This is a genomic window from Bradyrhizobium sp. CCBAU 51753 (assembly GCF_015291565.1).
GTDB lineage: Bacteria > Pseudomonadota > Alphaproteobacteria > Rhizobiales > Xanthobacteraceae > Bradyrhizobium > Bradyrhizobium ivorense.
In genome coordinates, this window is sequence record NZ_CP030037.1 from 409,167 (window position 1) to 429,002 (window position 19,836).

Below are 19,836 nucleotides of genomic sequence, written 5' to 3' on the forward strand. Positions count from 1 at the left end.
CAAAGAGTTACAGGACCTCAATCATGGCTTCTTACGATCTCGTCGTCATCGGCACCGGCCCTGGCGGCTATGTCTGCGCGATCCGCGCGGCGCAACTCGGCATGAAGGTCGCCGTCGTCGAGAAGAACGCGACGCTCGGCGGCACCTGCCTCAATGTCGGCTGCATGCCCTCGAAGGCGCTGCTGCACGCCTCCGAGATGTTCGAGGAAGCTGCGCATTCCTTCGCCAAGATGGGCGTCAGCGTCTCGGCGCCGAAGCTCGATCTGCCCGCGATGATGAACTTCAAGCAGCAGGGCATCGACGGCAACGTCAAGGGCGTCGAGTTCCTGATGAAGAAGAACAAGATCGACGTGCTCAAGGGCACCGGCAAGATTCTCGGTGCCGGCAAGGTCGAAGTCTCCGGTGACGGCAAGACCGAGACCGTCGAGACCAAGAACATCGTGATCGCCACCGGCTCCGACATCGCGCGGCTGAAGGGCATCGAGATCGACGAGAAGCGCATCGTGTCGTCGACCGGCGCGCTGTCGCTGGAGAAGGTGCCGTCGAGTCTGTTGATCGTCGGCGCCGGCGTGATCGGGCTCGAGCTCGGCTCGGTCTGGCACCGTCTCGGCGCCAAGGTCACCGTGGTGGAATTCCTCGACCGCATTTTGCCCGGCATGGACGGCGAAGTGGCAAAACAATTCCAGCGCATGCTGGAGAAGCAGGGCTTCACCTTCAAGCTCGGCACCAAGGTCACCGCGGTCGACACCTCGGGCAAGACGCTGCAGGCCAAGGTCGAGCCGGCGGCGGGCGGCGCGGCGGAGACGATCGAAGCCGACGTCGTGCTCGTCTGCATCGGCCGCGTGCCCTACACCGAGGGCCTTGGGTTGAAGGAAGCCGGGGTCGCGCTCGACAATCGCGGCCGCGTTGAGATCGACGCGCACTTCTCGACGAACGTGAAGGGCATCTACGCGATCGGCGACGTCGTCGCCGGACCGATGCTCGCGCACAAGGCGGAAGACGAAGGGGTCGCCTGCGCGGAGATCATCGCGGGGCAGGCGGGCCATGTGAACTACGATGTTATCCCAGGTGTCGTGTATACCACGCCGGAAGTGTCGTCGGTCGGCAAGACCGAGGAGGAGCTCAAGCAGGCCGGCGTCGCTTATACCGTCGGCAAGTTTCCGTTCACCGCGAACGGCCGCTCCAAGGTCAATCAGACCACCGATGGTCTTGTGAAAGTTCTCGCAGATGCGAAAACGGATCGGGTGCTCGGCGTGCACATCGTCGGCCGCGAAGCCGGCGAAATGATCCATGAAGCCTGCGTTTTGATGGAATTTGGCGGTTCGGCCGAGGATCTGGCCCGCACCTGCCACGCCCATCCGACCCGCTCGGAAGCCATCAAGGAAGCCTCGCTTGCGGTGGGCAAACGCGCCATCCATATGTGATCGAAGTCCGGTGCGAGCCGGCGGAGCGTGACCTGGATAACTGAAGCCGGCTTCACGCTCTGGTAAAGAGATGAGATCATGATGCTCAGTCGCATCATGATCGAGAGATCACGACGATGTTGCGCCGCCTGTTGAACGCGTTCTGGATCCTGCTTGCGATCATCTTCCTGATCGAGGCGTGGCTGTGGGACCACCTCGAGCCGATCGTCGAGCGCATCGTGGCGGCGCTACCGCTGCGCGCGATGAAACACTGGGTGGCCGAGCGGGTGCATTCGCTTTCGCCGGCGACCACGCTGTTCATCTTCGTCATCCCCGCGATCTCGCTGTTCCCGCTCAAGCTGATCGGGCTGTGGCTGTTGGCGAACAATTACTGGATGAGCGCGGTCTCGCTGATCCTGTTCGCCAAGTTCGTCGGCATGGGCCTCACCGCTTTCCTGTTCGACGTGACGCGGCCGAAGCTGTTGCAGATGCGCTGGTTCCAGCGGCTCTATGATTTCGTGATCGCGCTCCGCGCCAAGGCCACCGCTTTGGTCGAACCGGTCAAGCAGCGCGCCCTCGAGATGCTGCGCGGCGACGGCGACGGCTGGACCGCCCGCACGCTGCGCTCGATCGCACGCTTCCGCAAGAGCGTGCACCAGGCGCGCTGAGTTTCTTCATCGAGGTTCAGTGATCCGTCGAACCGTCATCCTGAGGTGCGAGCTCTTGCAGCGCAATTGCGCTGCTGGGCGAGCCTCGAAGGATGAATCGGCCCCGCTGCGATCACGCGGAGAGAGCCGGGCCGTCGATCCTTCGAGGCTCGCCGAAGAGGCTCGCACCTCAGGATGACGGAACGAGTGGACGCGACCCCCGGTGTCGTCCCGGCGAAGGCTGGCGCCGGGACGATACCGTATGTGTTGCAGCGCCGCTCAACCCGTCATCCTGAGAGCTTGTGAAGCTTTGTCCTCATCTACCGTTGTCATCGCCCGGCCTGTGCGCAATTGCGCACATGGACCGGGCGATCCAGTACGCCGCGGCCCCTCGCTTCTATCACCGGCGTCTCTGGAATACTGGATCACCCGGTCAAGCCGGGTGATGACACCGAGCAAGCTGAGCAAACCATCACCGTCACCCTGAGGAGCGCGCACTTGCGCGCGTCTCGAAGGGTCGACGGCCCCACTGTCACCGCGCGCACACTGTTTCGGAATATTAGAAGAATACCCCTGAGTTGCTCGACGTGTCAAGCGCGTTGCCGAACGGCGGCAGCCGCCGGCTACTTTGCATGGGGTTGTTTTCGCCATATTGGCGGCGTGCGCCTGCGACGGGGCGCGCGTCCCAGCCCAGACCTCAATGCAGATGCAGCAGATGCGGCTGGAACAGGCCGAGCGCGGTCATCGCGATGCCGGCCAAGGTCACGATGCCGGACACCCAGGCCAGCGCGAGGATGCCGGTGATGATGGTCGCCGACGCCAGCACGATGGCGATCTGGAAGGCGGCAGAGGCAATTTCGAAATGGTGATATTTCGCGGTCGCCTCGTCGCGCTCATGCTCGGCATGCTTGGCGCGCTCCGACAGTTGCTCCGAGCCTTCGCCGGTGTCCGGCTCCGAGCGGTAGCGCGCCGCGGTCTTGGTCCAGTCGTCGATCTGCTTCTGCAGCGCCGCCTTGGCCGCCTCGTCGGTCGTGGCGCCGAGGCTGAGCTTGCCCTGATCGGCCGCGACCTGCACCGTAGTGCGGCGGATGCTCTTGGCCTGGAAGAAGGCCCAGAGGTTGGAGGCCTCGACATTCTTGGCGATCGCTTCGGTCTGCGCGCCCTTGCCGAGGGTTTCCGACAGCGCCAGGAACAGCGCGATCACGGCGATCAAAAGGGCGATCTTCTTGTTCGAGCCGGATGCATGCTCGGCATGTTCGGCGTGCTCCATACTTTCATGTGCGCTCATGATTCCCCTCCGGATGCGACCGCGGCACGATTGCCGAATGCGCCGCACAACGCAAGGGGCGAGCGATTTATGGCAGCCGTATGAAGACGAACGGCGCGGGCCGCGTTCACAATGATGAACGCCGCGCCTATTTGAGCATGATCTTCTCGGAAAACCGCTTCACACTTTTCCGGATCATGCTTTAGCCGCGCGGATGCGCCGAGCGATAGACTTCGAGCAGGCGTTCGCTGTCGATGCCGGTATAGATCTGCGTGGTCGACAGCGAGGCGTGGCCGAGCAGTTCCTGGATCGCGCGCAGATCGCCGCCGCGGCTGAGCAGATGGGTGGCAAAGGAGTGCCGCAGCGCGTGCGGGGTCGCGCTGTCGGGCAGGCCGAGCGCGCCGCGCAGCCGCTCCATGGTGAGCTGGATGATGCGCGGGCTGAGCGGACCGCCGCGCGCGCCGACGAACATCGGCCCGGTCGGGCTCAGCGGATGCGGACAGATCGCCGCATAGTCCGCGATCAACTGCAGCACGGTCTGCAGCACCGGCACCATGCGGGTCTTGTTGCCCTTGCCGGTCACGACCAGCACGTCGCCTTCGCCGGGCTTCGGCACGTCGCGGCGCTTCAGCCCCAGCGCCTCGGAGATGCGCAGGCCCGAACCATAGAGCAGCGCCATCACGGCGGCGTCACGCACCAGGATCCAGGTCTCGCGTTCCTCGCCGGCGCGCTCGTCGGCATCGGCAAAACGCTTCGCCGCCTCCATGTGGATCGGCTTCGGCAGGCTTTTTGCAACTTTCGGCGCGCGGATCGCCGACAGCGCGCCGACCTTGCCCTTGCCCTCGCGCTCCAGGAAGCGTCCGAACGAGCGCAGGCCGGCCAAGGCCCGCATCAGCGATCGGCCGCCGATCTCGTCGGCGCGCCGCATCGCCATGAAGGCGCGGACATCGCTCGCCTCCAGCGCGGCAAAGCCGGCAAGCGTGACCTTGGCGCCCCAATGCCCCGCGAGGAAAGCCAGGCATTGCCTGACATCGCGGGCATAGGCTTCGAGGGTTTTGGGCGACAGCCGCCGCTCGGCGCGCAGATGCGACAGCCAGCGCGTCATCTCCTGTGTGATTGACACGTCGGCGCAGTCGAGCTCGAGCGCTTGAACGGGCTGATCGGTCCGGGCCATATCTTGTAAGCGACCTTGGGGGCTATTGGTGCTGCGATTCTCCTGATTATATCGCACTTCCTTCGTTTACCGTTCGCTAAGGCGGCGCAGCGGTGCTAGGCGAATCCGATGGACCACACCACGCGCAACAGCACGGCTTCCGCATCGGCGACACGTGTCGTCGACGTGCTGGTGCCTGTCGCGCTGAACCAGACCTATTCCTACCGCGTCCCGCGCGGCATGGAGCTCGCGCCGGGCGACGTGATCGCCGTTCCGCTCGGGCCGCGCGAGGTCGTCGCGGTGGTATGGGCCGAGAACGCCAAGCCCGATCCGCGGCTGCACAACCGCCTCAAGGACGTCAGCGAGAAGCTCGATGTTCCGCCGCTGAAGGCGGAACTGCGCCAGCTGGTCGATTGGGTGTCGAACTACACGCTGTCGGCGCGCGGCATGGTGCTGCGGATGACGCTGCGCATGGGCGAGAATCTCGGGCCCGAGCGCACGCGTCTCGGCGTGCGGCTGGTCGGCGAGCCGCCGCAGCGCCTGACGCCAGCGCGGCGGCGATTGATCGAGGTGCTGTCGGACGGCCTGCTGCACGGCAAGTCGGACGCCGCGAAGGAGGCCGGGGTCAGTTCAGGCGTGGTCGACGGCCTGGTCGATGAGGGCACGCTGACGGTCGAGGCGATGCCGCCGCCGGCGCCGCCGCCGCGTCCTGATCCCGCCTTCGCGCAACCGGATTTTTCCCGCGAGCAGCGCAGCGCCGTCGACGTGATGCGAACGCTCGCCGCCAGCGGCAGCTTTCATGTCGCGCTGCTCGACGGCGTCACCGGCTCCGGCAAGACCGAGGTCTATTTCGAGGCGATTGCGGAAAACATCCGGCGCGGCAAGCAGTCGCTGATCCTGATGCCGGAGATCGCGCTGACCGGCCAGTTCCTCGACCGTTTCTCGCAGCGCTTCGGGGTGCGGCCGCTGGAATGGCATTCCGAGCTCACGCCGCGCACCCGCGCGCGCAACTGGGCGGCGATCTCGGAGGGCAAGGCGCCGGTCGTGGTCGGCGCCCGCTCGGCGCTGTTCCTGCCCTACGCCGATCTCGGCCTCATCATCGTCGATGAGGAGCACGACCAGGCCTATAAGCAGGACGACGGCGCGCATTATCACGCGCGCGACATGGCGGTGGTGCGCGCCCATATCGCAAAGATTCCGATCGTGCTGGCGTCCGCCACGCCGTCGGTCGAGAGCGAGGTCAATGCGCGCAAGGGGCGCTACCAGCGCGTCGCGCTGCCGTCGCGGTTCGGCGGCCAGCACATGCCGCATATCGATGCGATCGATCTGCGCCGCGCGCCGCCGCCGCGCGGCCGCTTCATCTCGCCGCCACTGGCCGAGCAGATCCGCTATGCGATCGAGCGGCGCGAGCAGGCGCTGCTGTTTCTCAATCGCCGTGGCTATGCGCCGCTAACGCTGTGCCGCGCCTGCGGTCATCGCTTCGCCTGCACGATCTGCGATGCCTGGTTGGTCGATCACCGGTTTCGCCAGCGGCTGGTCTGCCATCACTGCGGCTTCTCGATGCCGCGCCCGAACATCTGCCCGAACTGCGCGGCGGAGGAATCGCTGGCCGCCGTCGGTCCCGGCGTCGAGCGCCTGCAGGAGGAGGCAGCTCACATCTTCCCCGAGGCGCGCACCATGGTGCTGTCGAGCGATCTCATCACCTCGATCGAAACCATGCGCAGCGAGCTCAACGAGATCGCCCAGGGCCGCGTCGACATCATCATCGGCACGCAACTCGTTGCCAAGGGACACAACTTCCCGCGGCTCAATCTGGTCGGCGTCGTCGATGCCGATCTCGGTTTGAGCAATGGCGATCCGCGCGCCGCCGAGCGCACGTTCCAGCTGCTGAACCAGGTGGTCGGCCGTGCCGGGCGCGAGCAGGGCCGCGGCGTCGGCTTTCTGCAGACGCACCAGCCCGAGCATCCCGTGATCAAGGCGTTGATCGCGAACGACCGCGAGGCGTTCTACGCCAGCGAGATCGATATCCGCGAGCGCACCGGCTATCCGCCGTTCGGCCGCCTGGTGAGCCTGATCATTTCCGCTGGCGATCGTCCGACCGCGGAGGGCTTTGCCCGCAAGCTCGCTGCGGTGGCGCCGCTCGACGAGCGGATCCAGGTGCTCGGTCCGGCGGAGGCGCCGCTCGCGGTGATCAAGGGCCGCTACCGCTTCCGCCTGCTGGTGAAATCGCTGCGCAATGTCGACCTGTCGCAGTACTTGCGCGAATGGCTGGCCGCCGGTCCGAAGACCAAGGGCAATCTCAAGCTCGAGGTCGACGTCGATCCGCAGAGCTTTTTGTAGGTAGCCGTCATTGCGAGCGAAGCGAAGCAATCCATCGCTCTGCATATGCGGCCCCGTGGATTGCTTCGCTTCGCTCGCAATGACGCGGGTTGGTGGTGCGGCCGGCCCGCAAAGAAAAGCCTGCCGTCATTTGCGACGGCAGGCCACTTTTGGCACGCGAGGCACGGGCCTCGCGGCCGTTACGCTACGCAACGCTTACTTAAGACGCTTAGATGACCTCGGCGGTGACGCGGCCGACGCCGGCGCCGGTCAGGCCGATGGCGCGGGCGGCGCCGGTCGAGAGGTCGAGCACGCGGCCGCGGATGAACGGGCCACGGTCATTGATGGTGACGACGACGCTGCGGCCGCCATGGCTGACGCGGAGCTTGGTGCCGAACGGCAGCGAGCGATGGGCCGCGGTCATGGCGTTCTGGTTGAAGCGCTGACCGGAGGCGGTGCGGCTGCCCGATTCATTGCCGTAGAACGACGCCATCCCCGAGAACGAGTGGCCGCCGCCCGGCTGCACCGAGGCGTTGGCGTTGCGCCAGGCCGACCCCTCGGCCCGGGCGTGATGATGGTGGTGATGATGGCGATGATGCCTGGACTTCGCGGACGCTTCGGTCACGCTGCCCCCAACCAGAAGCGTCGCGGCCACAACAGCAAGCGCCGTACGCGACTGGGTTACGCCCAGTACCATTTTCTTGATATTCGTCATTGATTTAAGACCCTCAGACAGTATTGCCACCAACCGTGGCAAGTGGAACCCCCGTCCCTTGTTGACCAAGGCCGTTTGATTTCGCAATGCGGCGTGAATTGGGCAGTAAATCCGGATTGCCTCCGGCTGAAATATCTTGTTACCGCTTCGGGGTGGTCTCGGGAGGTTCCGTAACCTTCCGCTTTAACTAAATTTTAACGATTAAAATACTTGCGAATACTGAAAAACGACACCGTAGTAAGTTTTCGGTAAGTATTCGCCAAATGGAGCGCGTGCCTCGCGATTTGTTCCCTCGCGATCACTCATGGCCGCATGTGAATTTTTTCTGGAACGAATCCGGTCCGTGCGAATCCGATGCGGTGCCGGCAAAATTCCCGTCCGCAGAATTCGCTGATTCGGCCGGCGGTCGTGGCCGCCAAAGCACGTGTGCGACGCGCGTGCGACAAGGCGGCGCCAGCGCGTGTCGTCATGTTGCACCTGCGCGATTGCTATGTTAGCAAAGCCCGCGATTTTAACGGTCCCGGCACGTCCTGTGCCGGTCGAAAATCGAAGTCCCGCTTGAATTCCAAGGGCTTGGATCGCTAGGCGCTGCTTTGGTGGCGACGGTTTTTCCCTTGCGAATTTAACAGCAAAAAGAGCGAGCTCGTGGCTGCTGAAGATCCGTCCGTTTCGGGAGTGTCCGGCCGTTATGCAACGGCGTTGTTCGAGTTGGCGCGCGACGAGCAATCCGTCGATGCCGTAAAGGCTGATCTCGACAGATTCGAGGCCATGCTGAACGAGAGCGAGGACCTCAAGCGCCTCGTCCGCAGTCCGGTGTTTTCCGCCGAAGCCCAGCTCAAGGCGCTGACCGCGGTGCTGGACAAGGCCGGCATTTCCGGCACCTCGGCAAAATTCCTCAAAGTGCTCACCTCCAATCGCCGGCTGTTCGCAATTGCCGATGTGATCCGCGCCTATCGCGCGCTGGTGGCGAAGTTCAAGGGCGAGGCGACCGCGGAAGTCACCGTCGCCGAACAACTCAGTGACAAGAATCTCGACGCGCTGAAGGCCGCACTGAAATCAGTGACGGGCAAGGACGTCGCGCTCAACGTGAAGGTCGATCCCTCCATTATTGGTGGCCTGGTGGTCAAGCTCGGCAGCCGGATGGTGGATAGTTCGCTTCGCACCAAACTCAATTCGATCAAGAACGCGATGAAAGAGGCAGGCTGATGGACATCCGCGCCGCAGAAATTTCTGCGATCCTCAAGGACCAGATCAAGAATTTCGGCCAGGAAGCCGAGGTCACCGAAGTTGGACAGGTGCTGTCGGTCGGTGACGGTATCGCCCGCGTCTACGGCCTCGACAACGTCCAGGCCGGTGAGATGGTCGAGTTCGAGAACGGCACCCGCGGCATGGCGCTCAACCTCGAAACCGACAACGTCGGTATCGTGATCTTCGGCGCCGACCGCGAGATCAAGGAAGGCCAGACCGTCAAGCGCACCCGCGCCATCGTGGACGCGCCGGTTGGCAAGGGCCTGCTCGGCCGCGTCGTCGACGCGCTCGGCAACCCGATCGACGGCAAGGGCCCGATCCAGGCCACCGAACGCAAGCGCGTCGACGTCAAGGCGCCCGGCATCATTCCGCGCAAGTCGGTGAACGAGCCGATGGCCACCGGCCTGAAGGCGATCGACGCGCTGATCCCGATCGGCCGCGGCCAGCGCGAACTGATCATCGGCGACCGCCAGACCGGCAAGACCGCGATCGCGCTCGACACCATCCTGAACCAGAAGCCGCTCAACGCGCAGCCGGACGAGAACATCAAGCTGTACTGCGTCTATGTCGCGGTCGGCCAGAAACGCTCCACCGTCGCGCAGTTCGTCAAGGTGCTCGAGGAGCAGGGCGCGCTCGAATACTCGATCGTTGTTGCCGCCACCGCGTCGGACCCGGCGCCGATGCAGTACATCGCGCCGTTCACCGGCTGCACCATGGGCGAATACTTCCGCGACAACGGCATGCACGCTGTGATCATCTATGACGACTTGTCCAAGCAGGCCGTCGCCTACCGCCAGATGTCGCTGCTCCTGCGCCGTCCGCCGGGCCGCGAAGCCTATCCGGGCGACGTGTTCTATCTGCATTCTCGTCTGCTCGAGCGCGCTGCGAAGCTCAACAAGGAGCATGGCTCGGGTTCGCTGACCGCACTGCCGGTCATCGAAACCCAGGCCAACGACGTGTCGGCCTACATCCCGACCAACGTGATTTCGATCACCGACGGCCAGATCTTCCTGGAAACCGACCTGTTCTTCCAGGGCATCCGTCCCGCGGTGAACGTCGGTCTGTCGGTGTCGCGCGTCGGCTCGTCGGCGCAGACCAAGGCAACCAAGAAGGTCGCCGGCAAGATCAAGGGCGAGCTCGCGCAGTACCGCGAAATGGCGGCGTTCGCGCAGTTCGGCTCGGACCTCGACGCCTCGACCCAGCGCCTGCTGAACCGTGGCTCGCGCCTCACAGAGCTCCTGAAGCAGCCGCAGTTCTCACCGCTGAAGATGGAAGAGCAGGTCTGCGTGATCTGGGCCGGCACCAACGGCTATCTCGATCCGCTGCCGCTCAACAAGGTGAAGGCGTTCGAGGAAGGCCTGCTGTCGCTGCTGCGCGGCAAGAACGCCGAGATCCTCGACGCGATCCGCACCAGCCGCGATCTCTCCGACGACACCGCCGCCAAGCTGAAGACGGTGGTCGAAGGTTTCGCCAAGACTTTTGCGTAAGACGTTTGCATAACAAGGGGCGTCGCCCGGCGTGCCGCCGGGCGTGACGAACAGAGGCTTGCGATCTGACCCTTGCGGTCGGATCGCCGGGGTGGACGAAGAATGGCGTCACTGAAAGACATGCGGGTCCGCATCGCCTCGACCAAGGCGACGCAGAAGATCACCAAGGCCATGCAGATGGTCGCAGCCTCCAAGCTGCGCCGCGCGCAGCAAGCCGCTGAGGCGGCGCGGCCCTACGCCGACAAGATGGACGCGGTGATCTCCAACATCGCTGCCGCCGCGAACGGCTCGCCCGGCGCGCCGGCGCTGCTCGCGGGCACCGGCAAGGATCAGGTGCATCTGCTGCTGGTCTGCACCGGCGAGCGCGGCTTGTCGGGCGCGTTCAACTCCTCGATCGTGCGCCTGGCGCGCGAGCGGGCGCAGTCGCTGATCGCGCAGGGCAAGGAGGTCAAGTTCTTCTGCGTCGGCCGCAAGGGCTACGAGCAGCTGCGCCGGACCTTCGAGCGGCAGATCGTCGAGCATCTCGACCTGCGCTCGGTGCGCCAGCTTGGCTTCGTCAATGCCGAGGACATCGCCACCAAGGTGCTGGCGCGGTTCGACGCCGGCGAATTCGACGTCTGCACGTTGTTCTATTCGCGCTTCAAGTCGGTGATCGCGCAGATCCCGACCGCGCAGCAAATCATCCCGCTGGAGGTCGCTGCACCCGCGGCCAATGCGGCGCCTGCCACGTCCTACGAATACGAGCCGGAAGAGGACGAGATCCTCACCTCGCTGCTGCCGCGCAACCTCGCAGTGCAGATCTTCCGTGCGCTGCTGGAGAACAACGCCTCGTTCTACGGCGCGCAGATGAGTGCGATGGACAACGCCACCCGCAACGCCGGCGAAATGATCCGCAAGCAAACCCTTATTTATAACCGGACCCGTCAGGCCCAGATCACGAAGGAGCTGATTGAAATCATCTCCGGCGCTGAAGCGGTCTAAGGCAAGTTTTTCGAAGGAGAACATCCATGGCTACAGCAGCCACCCAGGTCGGTCGCGTTACCCAGGTCACGGGCGCCGTGGTCGACGTCCAATTCGAAGGCCACCTTCCGGCGATTCTCAACTCGCTCGAGACCAAGAATGGCGGCAACCGCCTGGTGCTCGAGGTCGCCCAGCATCTCGGCGAATCGACCGTCCGCACCATCGCGATGGACACCACCGAAGGTCTGGTCCGCGGCCAGGAAGTGACCGACACCGGCGCGCCGATCCGCGTGCCGGTCGGTGAAGGCACGCTCGGCCGCATCATCAACGTGGTCGGCGAGCCGATCGACGAAGCCGGCCCGATCAAGTCCGAGGGCCTGCGCGCCATCCACCAGGATGCGCCGACCTATACCGACCAGTCGACGGAAGCGGAAATTCTCGTCACCGGCATCAAGGTTGTCGACCTTCTTGCTCCGTACGCCAAGGGCGGCAAGATCGGCCTGTTCGGCGGCGCCGGCGTCGGCAAGACCGTGCTGATTCAGGAGCTGATCAACAACGTCGCGAAGGCGCACGGCGGCTACTCGGTGTTCGCCGGCGTCGGCGAGCGCACCCGCGAAGGCAACGACCTCTATCACGAGTTCATCGAATCGAAGGTCAACGCCGATCCGCACAATCCTGATCCGAGCGTGAAGTCGAAGTGCGCGCTGGTGTTCGGCCAGATGAACGAGCCGCCCGGCGCCCGCGCCCGCGTCGGCCTCACCGGTCTGACGGTCGCCGAGCACTTCCGCGACCAGGGCCAGGACGTGCTGTTCTTCGTCGACAACATCTTCCGCTTCACCCAGGCGGGCTCGGAAGTGTCGGCGTTGCTCGGCCGTATTCCTTCGGCGGTGGGTTATCAGCCGACGCTCGCGACCGACATGGGCGCGCTGCAGGAGCGCATCACCACCACGCAGAAGGGCTCGATCACCTCGGTGCAGGCGATCTACGTGCCGGCCGACGACTTGACCGACCCGGCGCCCGCCACCTCGTTCGCGCACTTGGACGCCACCACGGTGCTGTCGCGCGCGATCTCGGAAAAGGGCATCTATCCGGCAGTGGACCCGCTCGACTCGACCTCGCGCATGTTGTCGCCGCTCGTCGTCGGTGAAGAGCACTACAACACCGCGCGTCTGGTCCAGCAGATCCTGCAGCGCTACAAGTCGCTGCAGGACATCATCGCCATTCTCGGCATGGACGAGTTGTCGGAAGAGGACAAGCTGACGGTGGCCCGCGCCCGCAAGGTCGAGCGCTTCCTGTCGCAGCCGTTCCACGTCGCCGAAGTCTTCACCGGCTCGCCGGGCAAGTTCGTCGACCTCGCGGACACCATCAAGGGCTTCCGCGATCTCTGCCAGGGCAAGTATGACCACCTGCCGGAAGCGGCGTTCTACATGGTCGGCACCATCGAAGAGGCCGTCGAGAAGGGCAAGAAGCTCGCCGCCGAGGCGGCCTAAGCTTCATGATGTCGTCATCGCCGGACTTGATCCGGCGATCCATCGAACGAGACCAGTTTTGACTGATGGACCCGCGGGTCAAGCCCGCGGGTGACAGCGCAAAGAACGGAAAGACCATGACCACCTTCCACTTCGATCTCGTCTCTCCCGAAAAGCTCGCCTTCTCCGGCGATGTCGATCAGGTCGACGTTCCCGGCGTGGAGGGTGATTTCGGCGTGCTGGCCGGACACGCGCCGGTCGTCGCCACGGTTCGTCCGGGCATCCTGACGATCACGGCTGCCGGCAAGCGCGAGAAGGTCATCGTGCTCGGCGGACTTGCCGAAGTGTCGGACAAGGGTCTCACCGTGCTCGCCGACGTCGCGACTGCGATTGTGGATCTCGATCGTGCGAAGTTCGCCGAGACGATCAAGGAAATGGAAGAGAAGCTCGCCGAAAAGGAGGGCTCCGAACTCGATCACGCCATCGAGCGGCTCGACCACTTCAAGAGCATCCAGCACGAGCTCAACGCGACGGCAATGCATTAAGCGCGGTGGCGATTCGTCGCCGCGCTTTGTGAAGCCGCTCACGGTTTTTCCGTTTATCACATACGAAGACTTGAACGATTCAGCGCTCGCCAGACCTGGCGGGCGCTGAATGCTTGTTGCACCCGCGAACGCCTGACGGCATCCTGCACCGCATATTCGGGCTTCGGGGCTGGGCTTCATGAAACGCAAGATCGAGGCGATCCTTGCGGCTGATATTGCAGGCTGCCGTCAATGTGGGCCGTGGCGAATGCGCCAAACGCGGCAGCGATATCGGGCCGTTCGCGGTAGTCCCAACGAGAGCGTGAGCCGGAAATGTGAAGCAGCTTACAGCGGCGATCGTGCGCAAATGACAAGTTGAAGCGCGGTGACCGATCGGCCCAACCTCACCGCTCCCCTGGACGCCATGGACGCAATGCCGTGCTGACCTTCTCCACCGACGCTCTCCGTCCGCAGGACCGTTTTGAACATTGGTGCGACGTACGCGGCAAGAGCCTGTTCGGCGTCACGATCGAGCTCGACCGCGACAAGCGTCCGGATTTCCGGGGACGGTTCTCCGCAACGCCGATCGGCGATGCCGTGCTGGCGGAGATGAAGGCATCCTCCTATCGCGTCAGCCGGACCTCGACCGACATTGCCCGCGTGCCGAGCAACAGCCTGCATCTCGCCTGGCAGGTGCGTGGGCCCGGACACCTGAACATCGGCCGCGATCGCGTTCACTACGTCCGCAACGGGGATCTGGTGTTCGGCCATTCCAACCTTCCGTTCGCGTCGACGCCCGAACGTAGCGACGGCTTTCACTTCTACAGCCTCAAGATTCCCGTCAGCAGCGAGCTCGTGCTCGGAGCGCCGATCGAGGACGTGCCGCCGGTCGCGCTGCCGCGCGATGCCAGCCTGACCCGCCTGGTCGGCGCCATGTTCCGCTCCATGACCCGCGATCCCGCCAACGCCGGGCAATTCGCCGGCGACGTCGCGCATATGGTGCGGCTTGCGTTGCTGTCGCGCGGGCGCGCGCGGCCGCGTCAGGACGAAATCCGTGCCGCGTTGCATGCAGGCTATCTCCACGCGGCGCGCGAGATCATGCTCCGCGACCTGCATCGTCCGGCGCTGACGCCGGCGGTGGTTGCCTCCGAGCTCGGCATTTCGCTGCGGCAATTGCATGCGCTGTTCGAGCCGACCGGCCTTTCCTTTGCGCGGACGCTGACGGCGATGCGGTTGAAGGAGGCGAGGCGGCTGCTCTCCACCATGCCGGAATGCGGCATCGACGAGATCGCCTTCTCCTGCGGCTTCGACAGCATCGCGACCTTCTATCGCGTGTTCCGCGCCAGCTTTGGCATGACGCCGGGCGATGCGCGGCGCGTTCAGGCCGCCGATGCGCCGGCGAATTCCGCGAAGCTGGCGGCGACCGCGCGATAGACCTCGCGGCGGAAAGGCACCACGAGATCGGCGACGCGGTCGAGCCGCTCCCAGCGCCATTGGTCGAATTCCGCGGGCTGGCCGTTGCGCGGCGTCAGCGGGTCGATCTCGTCATCGCGCCCGGTGAAGCGCAGCGCGAACCACTTCTGGCGCTGGCCGCGGAAGCGCGCGAGCCGGTGCGATGCCGGGCCGTCGTAGGGCGGGAATTCGTAAGTGATCCAGGTGGTCTCGCCGAGATAGTCGGCGCTGACGGCGCCGGTCTCCTCCCACAATTCGCGCATCACGGCCTGGCGCGGATCCTCGCCGGCGTCGATGCCGCCTTGCGGCATCTGCCATTCGAGGCCGGGCAGGATGATCTCCGGACCGTCGTCCTTGAAGCGGCGGCCGATCAGCACGCGCCCTTCGGCGTTGAACAGCGCGATGCCCACATTGGGGCGGTAGGGCTTTTCCGATGACATGGCGGCGGAGTTTGTCTAGCCGCCCGCGAGGCCGGCGAATTCCTTTACCACGCGCTCATAGACCGGACGCTTGAACGGCACGATCAGCTCGGGAAGATTCTTCATCGGCTCCCAGCGCCAGGTGACGAACTCGGCCTTGTGTCCGCCGCCGGGACTGGCGACGTTGATCTCGTTCTCCTTGCCGGTGAAGCGCAGCGCGAACCACTTCTGCCGCTGCCCGCGATAGCGGCCTTTCCAGGCGCGGCCCGCCACGGTGCGCGGGATGTCGTAGATCAGCCAGTCCGAGACCTCGCCGAGCTTCTCCACCGATTTGATGCTGGTCTCCTCGTACAGCTCGCGCTTGGCGGCCTGAAAGGTGTCTTCGCCGGGATCGACGCCACCTTGCGGCATCTGCCAGACATGGGCCTCGTCGACATGCTCGATCCCGCCCGCGCGGCGCCCGATGAAGACCAGCCCCGCCTCATTCAGCAGCATGATGCCGACGCAGGTTCGATAGGGCAGGTCTTCGTAACGTGCCATGCTGCCGCTACCTCGCACATCTCTGGAGCTGCCCCCCGACCCGGCCCCCCGGCATGGTCTCAAGGCGCCCCAACGGATTGATTGTTAGCCCGATTTTGATTTCAGCATCGCCGTTGTCAATGGCACAAGCATGATCCCCTTGGCGTCCAGGGTCTTGACCCAGGCGCCGAGCCGCTCGATCGAGACCGGCAGGGCCGAGGCGACACCCACGGCGGTGCCGCGTTCCTTGGCGAGCGTCTCCAGCTTGACCAGGGTGCGGTCGATTTCCACCGAGGTCGGCACCGCGTCGATGGTGAAATCGGCCTTGGCGAACGGCATCGACTGGCCCGCCGCCGCGGTATGGGCCACGCTGCGCGGGGTGGAACCGTCGTCGAAATAGCCGAGGCCCCGCCTCGCGGCATCGCGAACGATCGGCTGCATCACGGCATCGGACGCGGTGAAGCGGGCGCCCATGAAATTGGCGATCCCGGCATAGCCCTGCAGGCGGCTGAGGTGCCAGTAGAAGCGGTCGAGGTTCTGCTCGCCGCTCAGCGTGGTCAGCAGGGTCTGCGGCCCCGGATCATTGTCGGGGTAATCGAACGGCTCCATCGGGATCTGCAGCAGGATCTCGTGGCGCTGGGCCCGGGCCCGCTCGGCGAGCTTGCCGGGGTCGGCCCCATAGGGCGTGAAGGCCAGCGTCACGGCCGGCGGCAGCCTCATGATGGCGTCAGTGGTCTTGGCGGCGCCGACCCCGAGGCCTGCGACCACGATGGCCACCACGGGCATCCGGGCGGCCTTGGCGCGGTCGGCATCGGCGGCATAGACCGTGAACGGCTTCAAGCCATCGGCAACCACCGGGATCATGCCGTAGCGCGATTTTTCCAGCAGGCGCTGGTCGATCCCGGTCATCATCGCGGCGGGCGCGTCGCCGCCATCGGCCTTGTCGGCGGCATCGCCAGCGCCGATCACCACGTCCTGGCGCTTGCCGCTGGAGCCGTCGATGATGGTCACGGTCCTGGAATCGCCGGCCACTGCGGGCGGCCTGGCGGCGGATTTGGCCGCAGGTTCGGCCTGACCGGCCGGGGCGTGCTTGTCTTCGGTGGCCGGCGGAGTTTTACGCAGCGCGATATGGGCGACCGGCTCGCCGCCGAGCGGGTTATTGTTGAACAGCGCGACACCGGCGAAGGCGACCAGCACGAGCCCGAGCAGCACGGCGAGCGCCTGCATCGCCGTGAACGGCAGCCGGATCCGGCGCCTCTTGCTCGCGGTTTTCTGCCCAAGCGGCGTGCTGAGCTCGTCGGCCGCCTCTGCCATAGCCCTCCCCGAATCAATCGGGGGAACGATAGCACGATGCGGCGTACACCGGCGCGCGGCGCCTGCTCCGTGGAGGCACGGTGCGGCCGTCCAGGGTGCGTCATCCAAAGCAAAAAGGGCGGCCCGAGGGCCGCCCTTTTCGCCAGATCGATGATTGGATCAGTTCGCGGCCTTGTTGCCCGGCTTGTCGACGGCGGCCTTGTCGCGCGCGGCCTCAGGTGCCGCTGGCGCGCTCGAGGTCGACTTGATGCCGTGCAGCAGGTCGTCGGCCATCTTGAGCGCCTTGTCGTCCTTGGCGTCCGGCGGCACGTAGGACTGCGAGCCGGTCTTCTCGTCGCCGTCGTTGGTCTTCAGATGGCCGCGCAGCGAGGCCTCGCCCTTGGTGTCGGTGCGCGCCTTCAGCTCATCCGGCACGTCCTGCAGCACCTCGATATCGGGCACGATGCCCTTGGCCTGGATCGACTTGCCCGACGGCGTGTAGTAGCGCGCGGTGGTCAGGCGCAGCGCGCCGTTGCCCGAGCCGAGCGGGATGATGGTCTGCACCGAGCCCTTGCCGAACGAGCGGGTGCCGACCAGCGTCGCGCGCTTGTGGTCCTGCAGCGCGCCGGCGACGATTTCGGAGGCCGAGGCCGAGCCGCCATTGATCAGCACGATCACCGGCTTGCCCTTGGTCAGGTCGCCCGGATGGGCGGCGCGGCGCTGCGTCTCCTCGGCGTTGCGGCCGCGCGTCGAAACGATCTCGCCGCGCTCCAGGAAGGAGTCGGACACCGTGACCGCCTCTTCGAGCAGGCCGCCGGGGTTGTTCCTGAGGTCGATGATGTAGCCCTTCAGCTTGTCGCCGATCTGGCCGGAGAGATTGGCGATCTCCTTCTTCAGGCCTTCGGTGGTCTGCTCGTTGAAGGTGGTGATGCGGATATAGGCGATGTCGTCGGCCTCGACGCGCGCACGCACCGAGCGGACGCGGATGTTGTCGCGCACCAGCGTGACTTCGATCGGATTGTCCTGGCCCTTGCGGACGATCTTGAGCTTGATCTTGGTGTTGACCGGACCGCGCATCTTCTCGACGGCCTGGTTCAAGGTCAGGCCCTGCACGGCTTCATCATCGAGCGTGGTGATGATGTCGTTGGCCATGATGCCGGCCTTCGAGGCCGGGGTGTCGTCGATCGGCGAGACGACCTTGATCAGGCCGTCTTCCATCGTGACCTCGATGCCGAGGCCGCCGAACTCGCCGCGGGTCTGCACCTGCATGTCGCGGAAGCTCTTGGCGTCCATGTAGCTCGAGTGCGGATCGAGGCCGGACAGCATGCCGGAGATCGCGGATTCAACCAGCTTGGAGTCGTCCGGCTTCTCGACATAGTCGCTGCGCACGCGCTCGAACACGTCGCCGAACAGGTTGAGCTGGCGATACGTGTCAGAGGTCGCAGCACGTGCGCTCGATCCCATCAGCACAGCGCGGGGCTGCGTGACGAAAAGCGTCAGTGCTGCGCCGGTGGCGGCGCTAAGGAGAATTACAGAAGTCTTGCGCATCATCCGCGAACCTTTTCGCCTTCATTTGTGGCCCACCATGGACCTGGATCGATTGGAGTGCCGTCTTTCCGGAACTCGACATAGAGCACTGGCTGGCTCGCATTGGTCGCGAGGATAGATGCAACTTGGGATGTCGACCCCATGGTCGCAACCGGCTCCCCCGTAAGTACAAACTGGCCGATGTTAACCGAAATACGCTCCATCCCGGCGATCAGGACATGATACCCGCCCCCGGCATTGAGGATCAAGAGTTGTCCATAGCTACGGAAAGGACCAGCGTAAACAACCCAGCCGTCACACGGGGTTGTGACCTGTGCACCGGGCTTGGCTGCCAAAGAAATGCCTTTTTGTACGCCGCCCGAGCCGTCGGAACCGCCAAAATCGCGAATCTTGCTGCCGTTCACGGGATACGCGAACAGGCCCTTGGCCGAGGCGAAGGCGACCGCCGGGCTCAACCGGGCCGGGTCCTTGAAGGCCCCCAGATTCGGTTTGCCGTTAACCGTCGCCGGTGCCCCCTGCAGGCTCGCGGTGGCCGCGGCCTTGGCGGCGCTCTTGATGTCCTGCTCCATCTTGGCGATCAGGCCTTGCAGGTCGGTGACCTGCTTCGACAGCGCGATGGCGCGGGCGCCCTCGGTCGCCATGTCCTTTTCGGCCGCGGCCTGCTGCCGTTGCCGCTCGTCGACCAGCGCGGCGAGGCGGGTCTGATCCTCCTTGAGCCGGTCGCGGTCATGCGCCAGCGCATCGCGTTCGGTCGCAATGGTCTTGCGCAACGCGACCAGTTCGCCGAGGTCGTTGGCAAGCTTCTCGGCGCGGGTGCGCAATTCCGGCACCACGGCCCCGAGCAGCATCGCAGTGCGCAGCGATTGCAGCGCGTCCTCCGGCCGCACCAGCAGCGCCGGCGGCGTGCGCCGTCCGGCGCGCTGCAGCGCCGCCAGCACCTCGATGACTTCGGCGCGGCGTGAGTCGAGCGAAGAGCGGATTTCGCGCTCGCGGTTGTCGAGCGGCTGCAGGCGCGTCTCGGCGTCGGCGATCCGCGTCTCGACGCTGCGCACCTGGCCGGCGATGTCGATCAGCTGCTGATTGAGCTTGCTGCGATCCTGACCGATCGCGGCGATGTCGGCCTTCAGCTTCTCCTGCAGCTCGGTCGCCTTGCGCTGCTCCTCGCGCGCCGCCTCGAGCTCCTGCTCGCGCTGCTTGATGGCATCGGGCGCGGTCGCCGTCGCCGCGGCCTGCTGCGCCGGCGGCACCGACTCCTGCGCGGACGGTGTCGCCTGGGCATGCGCGGGTGCAGGCGGATGTACCGCGAACGCGGCGATTGCAAGCGGCAGCGATGCGCTCAGCCAGCCGCGACGCGCGGTGCCGGAATACGAACGCATGTTTCGCCTGTGCTGCATCCGATGTGTTCAGCGCTTT

Annotated in this window: 17 protein-coding genes; 9 read left to right on the forward strand and 8 right to left on the reverse strand. The window is 65.2% G+C overall.

The features are described 5' to 3' along the window. Positions 1-23: 23 nt before the first annotated feature. Both lpdA and XH93_RS01950 read left to right on the forward strand, forming a co-directional pair. Entirely contained in the window at positions 24-1,424 is a 1,401-nt protein-coding gene (lpdA, locus tag XH93_RS01945; protein WP_194472184.1) for a dihydrolipoyl dehydrogenase, read from the forward strand. A gap of 116 nt (positions 1,425-1,540) precedes the next feature. Then, on the forward strand, positions 1,541-2,071 hold the full coding sequence (locus XH93_RS01950; protein ID WP_194472185.1) for a hypothetical protein: 531 nt from the start codon (positions 1,541-1,543) through the stop codon (positions 2,069-2,071). Between the two features lie 676 nt (positions 2,072-2,747). Here the strand turns inward: XH93_RS01950 and XH93_RS01955 are convergent. Further along, entirely contained in the window at positions 2,748-3,338 is a 591-nt protein-coding gene (locus tag XH93_RS01955; protein WP_194472186.1) for a DUF4337 domain-containing protein, read from the reverse strand. Positions 3,339-3,519: 181 nt separating this feature from the next. After that, a complete protein-coding gene (locus XH93_RS01960) occupies positions 3,520-4,491 on the reverse strand; it encodes a tyrosine recombinase XerC (RefSeq protein WP_194472187.1) in 972 nt (323 codons plus the stop codon). A gap of 108 nt (positions 4,492-4,599) precedes the next feature. Between XH93_RS01960 and XH93_RS01965 the strand changes: the two genes are divergently transcribed. Then, complete coding sequence (locus XH93_RS01965; protein ID WP_194472188.1) at positions 4,600-6,810, forward strand: primosomal protein N'; 2,211 nt, start codon at positions 4,600-4,602, stop codon at positions 6,808-6,810. 208 nt (positions 6,811-7,018) lie between these two features. Here the strand turns inward: XH93_RS01965 and XH93_RS01970 are convergent, their stop codons facing one another. After that, positions 7,019-7,504, reverse strand: coding sequence for a septal ring lytic transglycosylase RlpA family protein (locus XH93_RS01970; protein ID WP_194472189.1), 486 nt, complete (start codon positions 7,502-7,504; stop codon positions 7,019-7,021). A gap of 645 nt (positions 7,505-8,149) precedes the next feature. Between XH93_RS01970 and XH93_RS01975 the strand changes: the two genes are divergently transcribed. The 6 genes from XH93_RS01975 to XH93_RS02000 all read left to right on the forward strand — a co-directional run bounded on the left by XH93_RS01975 (position 8,150) and on the right by XH93_RS02000 (position 14,626). Then, on the forward strand, positions 8,150-8,710 hold the full coding sequence (locus tag XH93_RS01975) for a F0F1 ATP synthase subunit delta (RefSeq protein ID WP_139479970.1): 561 nt from the start codon (positions 8,150-8,152) through the stop codon (positions 8,708-8,710). Further along, positions 8,710-10,239: a F0F1 ATP synthase subunit alpha gene (gene atpA, locus XH93_RS01980; RefSeq protein WP_139479969.1), complete on the forward strand. Its 1,530-nt coding sequence runs from the start codon at positions 8,710-8,712 to the stop codon at positions 10,237-10,239. Before XH93_RS01975 ends, atpA begins: the two co-directional genes overlap by 1 nt. A gap of 102 nt (positions 10,240-10,341) precedes the next feature. Then, positions 10,342-11,220, forward strand: a complete 879-nt coding sequence (locus tag XH93_RS01985) for a F0F1 ATP synthase subunit gamma (protein WP_194472190.1) — start codon at positions 10,342-10,344, stop codon at positions 11,218-11,220. A 26-nt stretch (positions 11,221-11,246) separates the two neighbouring features. Further along, positions 11,247-12,689, forward strand: a complete 1,443-nt coding sequence (gene atpD, locus XH93_RS01990) for a F0F1 ATP synthase subunit beta (protein WP_139479967.1) — start codon at positions 11,247-11,249, stop codon at positions 12,687-12,689. A gap of 116 nt (positions 12,690-12,805) precedes the next feature. Beyond that, on the forward strand, positions 12,806-13,213 hold the full coding sequence (locus tag XH93_RS01995) for a F0F1 ATP synthase subunit epsilon (protein WP_139479966.1): 408 nt from the start codon (positions 12,806-12,808) through the stop codon (positions 13,211-13,213). A gap of 417 nt (positions 13,214-13,630) precedes the next feature. After that, positions 13,631-14,626 carry an AraC family transcriptional regulator gene (locus XH93_RS02000; RefSeq protein WP_194472191.1) on the forward strand — a complete coding sequence of 332 codons (996 nt, stop codon included), beginning with the start codon at positions 13,631-13,633 and terminating at the stop codon, positions 14,624-14,626. On the opposite strand, the gene XH93_RS02005 is transcribed toward XH93_RS02000, so the two are convergent. From XH93_RS02005 to XH93_RS02025, 5 genes are all read right to left on the reverse strand, one after another. Further along, a complete protein-coding gene (locus XH93_RS02005) occupies positions 14,572-15,084 on the reverse strand; it encodes an RNA pyrophosphohydrolase (protein WP_194472192.1) in 513 nt (170 codons plus the stop codon). The genes XH93_RS02000 and XH93_RS02005 overlap by 55 nt on opposite strands. A gap of 15 nt (positions 15,085-15,099) precedes the next feature. Further along, positions 15,100-15,603 (reverse strand): RNA pyrophosphohydrolase, encoded by a 504-nt coding sequence (locus XH93_RS02010; RefSeq protein ID WP_194472193.1) that lies wholly within the window; start codon positions 15,601-15,603, stop codon positions 15,100-15,102. An 84-nt stretch (positions 15,604-15,687) separates the two neighbouring features. Continuing rightward, positions 15,688-16,896 (reverse strand): divergent polysaccharide deacetylase family protein, encoded by a 1,209-nt coding sequence (locus XH93_RS02015; protein ID WP_194472194.1) that lies wholly within the window; start codon positions 16,894-16,896, stop codon positions 15,688-15,690. Between the two features lie 159 nt (positions 16,897-17,055). Then, positions 17,056-18,426: a S41 family peptidase gene (locus XH93_RS02020; protein WP_139479961.1), complete on the reverse strand. Its 1,371-nt coding sequence runs from the start codon at positions 18,424-18,426 to the stop codon at positions 17,056-17,058. Next, positions 18,423-19,817: a murein hydrolase activator EnvC gene (locus tag XH93_RS02025; protein WP_371814911.1), complete on the reverse strand. Its 1,395-nt coding sequence runs from the start codon at positions 19,815-19,817 to the stop codon at positions 18,423-18,425. The genes XH93_RS02020 and XH93_RS02025 overlap by 4 nt, the downstream gene beginning before the upstream one ends. Positions 19,818-19,836: the final 19 nt, after the last annotated feature.